We start from the raw sequence: 5,235 nt of genomic DNA, 5'->3' as shown, positions 1-5,235 counted from the left end.
ACTAGCTGTTGGCCTTTACCGCGCTTTTCTTTGACTAGGTTACCAAACTCATCGTATTCAAAATGGCAGTCGCCTTGAAAGGCCAAACGGTTATGTTTAACTTGTGCGCTAGCTGGGGCAGCACTACTGCTTTTGCCCAAGGTTTGTGACAATAGGTGACCGGCGGGGTCGTGCTGAAAATGCTCATCGATATTGCCGCGCACATGAGACAAGCGGGCGAGGGGGTCATAATGGTATTGCCTGTCGCCTTTTAAACTGTCGGTGACTTGAGTGAGGTTACCGGCCACATCATATTGATATTGGCGCTGCTGTTTGATGGTAGCACTGGCACCCATTTGCAGCAGTTGTTGCAGCTGTGCATGTTGGGTTAAGCGGCCTTGCTCATCGTATTGGTACTCACTGGTCAGGGCACCTTGGCTACGTTTGACCTCTTGGCCATGACGAAATAGGTGTTGGGTGAGAACTTCGCCGTTAAGGTTAATGCCAGCCAGTTGACCTTGTTGAAATTCATAGTCAACCTGCTGGCCATCCGGTAATTGCCAGCGCTTAACGCGACCAAGGGGGTCGTAGTCATAATATTGGCTGGCCCAGCTTTGATGCTCTGCAATTAATTGGCCGTTTAAGTCGTATTGCCAGTGTAATGGTCTCTCGCCATCATCAACACTGATTAGGTTGCCTTGTGTATCGTAGTGGTATTCAATTTCTTGGCCGTCGGGCAGTGTTTTTTTAACTAGCCAGCCCATCACGTCCCTTTCAAATAGGGTATCGAGTTGCGTGCCCGCTAAGCCTATTTGACGCTTGAACGTTAGGTTGCCGAGTAAGTCATATTGATATTGAGTGGTGATGCCATCAAAGCCAATTTCTTGTTTGACGAGGCCATTGGCAAAATACTGTATTTGATATTGCTCGCCTTTTTCATTGATGATGTCAGAAACAAAGCGTTTAGGGTTGTCATAACGGTAAGTGAGGGTGCTGCCATCAGGGTTAGTGCGCTTACTGACTAAGTGTAAGTTAGGGTGGTATTCATATTGGGTTTGGTTGCCTTGCTCATCGACTTCAAGGGTGACTTTGCCATGGGCATTATATTGATAACTGCGGCTGGCTTGATTGGGTAAAATGATTTTGGTGAGACGGTCGGCGTCATCCCATTCAAAGTGGGTGATGGCGCCATTGGCGTCTTGACGGAGTATTTGACGACCTAATAAGTCGTAGCGATATTGAATTTGGCCACCGTCGGGCAATGTTTCGCGAATAAGTTGGCCAAAGTGGTTCCACCCGAGCTCGACACAGGTATCGTCTTGATAGCGAACTTGGTCGAGTTGACCGAAGCGGTTGTAATGATAGCGGGTGATGTGGCCGAGTGGGTCTTTTTGCCAAATCACGTCGCCAAGGTCGTTATGGTCAAACTGCCATTTTGCTTTGCCTTGTTTGATTTCCCTTAACTGACTGAAAAAGTACTGATATTGAACTATTTGTCCGTCGGGATAAAAGGTGGCAGCTGGTTTACCATTTAGGTCGTATTGATGCTGAGTTTCATTTCCTAAGGCATCGATGACATGAGTTAGTTGTCCGTCTTCATTGTATTCATAGTGTGTGGTTGCACCATCAGGATCTTGTTTGAATAAGAGCTTTGCATCTTGGTTATGTTGGTAACACTCACTGCTGCCGTCGGGGTATTGTACGGTCACACTGTTGTTTTCATCGTCCCATTCATAGCTGGCTTCAAAGCCGGTATTGCTCCAATGCTTTAGTGCTCTAGCGTGTTTGCCTTCGCCTTGCCATAACCAGCGAAACTCAGCGCCGCCAGCCATTTTTCGTAGTTGAATAAGGTTGTTGTCGTCATATTCATACTGCTCACCCTCAGCCAATGGATTAAGGTTAGCAATGAGTTGATTTTGTTCGTTATAAATAAAGCGCTGACAAACTTTTTCGGTTATCCATTCGATTCCTTCGGCAGTTTGGTGTTTTTTTCTTAGTTCAATTTGGCTAATGTGCTCATTGTGGTAAACCAAGAATAAACCTAAGCCAACAGGATTCGTAATGGCAGTTGGGTGGCCGGTGTTGTCGTATTGCACATTCAGTTTGTTGCCGTAAACATCTATAAAACTTTTTAATCGTGCAAAGTTGCCAAAACGCTCAAAAATACAGTTTGGAGAACCTGCTTGTGCCAATAAATAATGCCCGGGTGTTTGGGCTAGGGAAATGGCTGACGCTGCGAGTGGGTTCTCAATGCTAGGTGTGTTTGCAGTGGGCTCTGGGAAAACAGTTTTCTTATTTTGGGCGTCATACCAATGGACTTCACCGTTGTCAAAAATAAGCGATTGCAGTAATGGGTGGCTCCAACCGGGGCCGAGACCAACGTCTACTTCTGCAGCGCTACTTCTATAAATACGTTCAAAAGTAAATGAAAGGTGGCCTGGTAAGGTGAAATCCTGAATTTGGATGATTTCTTCACCTGTGTCCATCGTAACAGGGCAGCCATTGGTTTCTGTTTTTTTGGTATCTTGGGTTTTCTTGTTAGCGTGAGTTTCCCCTGCTGAATTTATTTTTGTTTTATTTTCAACGACCTTTGGGCCTGCGCTAAATTCGTTAGCCCTTTTCTGTGCAGTGGCGCCCTCTAAGGGGGTTTTTTCTACAATTTGATCTTTATTTCTGAGTAAGCTGTGCTTCCCCTCCCCACGATAAGCCAGCATGCCAAGGATTTCTTTATTATCATGGGTATCTGCTTTGACTAGTTTGAGAATTTTTTTTATTTTGGCTACAACGGCAACCGCTCTTACTTTTTTTGTCATTTTAGAATGCCTTCGCTGTAGGGGATGGGGTGTTGGTCATGGCGGCTAAGCCTGCCACATCGCGTAAACGATTGAGGTTTTTTAATATAGCGCCGCCAGGGACGAGAATGCTGATCACTACTTCAACTAAAATGGATGCCAAGGTTTCGGAGGCAACTCTATAAAGTTGGGCTGGACTTAATAGTTTAAACCAAGAGTAGATGGCATTTAGACACAGAAAGCACCTTGCTTCGTCTTTAAGCAGCATTAATATATCAGCCATTTCTTTCTTTGATTTTGCCATCATTTCAGATATGAGCTCAGGGTTTTCCATGTACTTACTGAGCAGGTTTCTTAACTTAGTGGGATTGGCTAATAGAATGAATAGTTCTTCTATTTCGCGCCAAGCGTCCACTACTGCCTTGATGATATTTTTAAAAAAATCAGCAACAATATCTCCAAGGTCGATTGGATCATCTAGGTAGTCTTGCCAATCTTGCTTTTGGGTATTCCATTCACTGTCTAACCAAGCGGCAAGTTTGTCGATGGTGCCATCATAAGACTTTAATAATGTATCCATATCTGTTTTAGTGACATCAGGGTAGAAGGTGATTTTTAATGATTTACCGCCATAGACTTTCGGATCTAAGGTCAACTTTTTAATGCCGTCTGGCCCAATTTTATCTTTGTAAATTGGGCCATATTTTTCTTCTACAAAGTAATCCCTTATGGCTCCTGACTTTAACATTCGCTTTGCTGCTTGTAGCTCAAACGGGGTATTCGGAATAGGTACGAATTCTTCTGTTTCAAAGCAATGCACTATGTGTAGCTCACCACTGAGCGGGCATAAGACGAGATCTGATGACAGTTTGTTATCATCATAATCGGCGGTTCCGCGTTCTTTTTCATTGACGATAATTTTTTGATCCATCGACAAAAACCAGCTTTTCCACCAAGAGCTCATTTCCTCTTTGTAGGTATCAATAGAAGTACAGAAGTCTTTGCGTACCTTCGAGTACATCACATCAAGATCTATCGGCTTATTTTCTTTATTCCAGTTTTTTAAGTATTCACTTTTGTTATAACCGGAAGCTGAGCCTGCTGCGTTGTTCGTTTGTGAATTGGCAGCGGCCGATGCGGGATATGTCATCGATAAACCTCTTTACGTAAACTTTCAATTAGGTGTTTTTGTAAGCCTGCTTCATTGGTGACAAAACGTGTTGCCATTCGCTCCACTTTTGCTTTTAGAATATTGAATGGGTAACAGAAGAACAGGTCGGCATGGTTCTTTTTAAGCCAAGTTAAAGCGTTTTTTTGCAGTGTTATTGTACTTTCGCGTTGTATTTTTATTGCCGTGTTTTCATTTAGTTCCCACCAAGGAAATGGCTTCTCTTTTTGTTGTTCTGGACTTGCGGGGTTCACGAATGTTTGTTTATTACTTATCCAGTGACTGCAGGGGCCCATTAAGGCAACAAGGTCGATCTTTTCTAAATTGTTCAGCAATAAGCTACTCGCGTCTGGATCAAAGAAGCGGAAAAATACATGCTGGCCTGTTGGTAGCCAAATTTGAGTCAAACTGCGTAGGTGTGATAAGACGGCGTCTAACGAATAAGGGGAAGCGATGAGCATGCCCCAATCATTCGGCTGTTCGCTCGCCCATTGTAAAAAAACACTGTCTGGCGTCGTTTCCACTAAATAGGGCATTACTTGTAACCAGGTAGCGTATTGGGTGTTGGCCCAAATTGGCTGAGCTTCTCCGCTTATTTGGCTGTAATATTCCTGTAATGTTTTTGATTTCGAAGTGCTATTCAATAGCAGATAAAAATTTTGCGTTTTATCTTCTAAAGCAATATCGCTTATTTCCTGCATTAACGTATCAAAACGATTGTTAGGTTTAGATTTCACAGCTGCCATCCTTACAAGCCTCACATTCTTCGCAGAATGGTACTTTGGCTAAAAGTGTTTCTAGCTGCGCAGGAGTAAATTGCGCTGGTGGGATAGCCAATGCCACTGCTTGCTCAATTTCCTTCGGCATGGCGGGCATTTGGCCTCCGTAACCACTGCCTGAGCCGGCACTTGGGCCCACTTTTATATTGATGGTGGGGCCGCTTAGGTGTACGCCGCCGCCGTCTATTTTCACAAAACTACCACCGGCTTTTAGGGTGATTTCGGCGCCGGCTTCGATGACCATTTTCACGCCGGATTTGTGGTGTATTTCACTGCCAGCCTTAACCAGTTGCGCGTTGCCGATTTTGTGGTGCAGCTTGGTATCGGTTATTTGGCTTTGATCGCCTTTGGTGTGTAGGCGGCTTTCACCATCGACGGTACTGTGTTGATTGCCTTTAATCAGTTTAAAGCTGTCGCGGTCGACTTCGCTGTGTTGGTCGCGTTTGATTTGCTCGGCTTGGTCGTTTTCAATCAAGCTGTTGAAGTCTTTTTGGGCGTGGATGTAAATTTCTTCTTG

At 44.4% G+C, this 5,235-nt stretch carries 3 protein-coding genes and 1 pseudogene; all 4 read right to left on the bottom strand.

Features of this window, described 5'->3' with window-relative positions:
• Nucleotides 1-2,792, bottom strand: a 2,792-nt coding sequence (locus Q4519_RS21290; protein ID WP_303515885.1) for a DUF6531 domain-containing protein, incomplete at its 3' end; no start/stop codon positions are given.
• A 1-nt stretch (nt 2,793) separates the two neighbouring features.
• Nucleotides 2,794-3,921 carry a hypothetical protein gene (locus tag Q4519_RS21285; RefSeq protein ID WP_303515882.1) on the bottom strand — a complete coding sequence of 376 codons (1,128 nt, stop codon included), beginning with the start codon at nt 3,919-3,921 and terminating at the stop codon, nt 2,794-2,796.
• Nucleotides 3,918-4,676: a DUF4123 domain-containing protein gene (locus tag Q4519_RS21280; protein WP_303515880.1), complete on the bottom strand. Its 759-nt coding sequence runs from the start codon at nt 4,674-4,676 to the stop codon at nt 3,918-3,920. Before Q4519_RS21280 ends, Q4519_RS21285 begins: the two co-directional genes overlap by 4 nt.
• A pseudogene (locus Q4519_RS21275) lies at nt 4,666-5,235 on the bottom strand (hypothetical protein); the annotation flags it as partial. The pseudogene Q4519_RS21275 and the gene Q4519_RS21280, both read right to left, overlap by 11 nt.

Origin of the sequence: Motilimonas sp. 1_MG-2023, assembly GCF_030547455.1 — a bacterium.
Lineage (GTDB): Bacteria > Pseudomonadota > Gammaproteobacteria > Enterobacterales > CBDFNC01 > Motilimonas.
Note: the sequence above shows the minus strand (reverse complement) of the source record. Positions and strands in the feature narration are given on the sequence as shown.

What these genes read in the sequence shown, in the direction of transcription:
- Q4519_RS21285 (WP_303515882.1), bottom strand. Translation starts at nt 3,921, where the DNA reads ATGACATATCCCGCATCGGCCGCTGCCAATTCACAAACGAACAACGCA.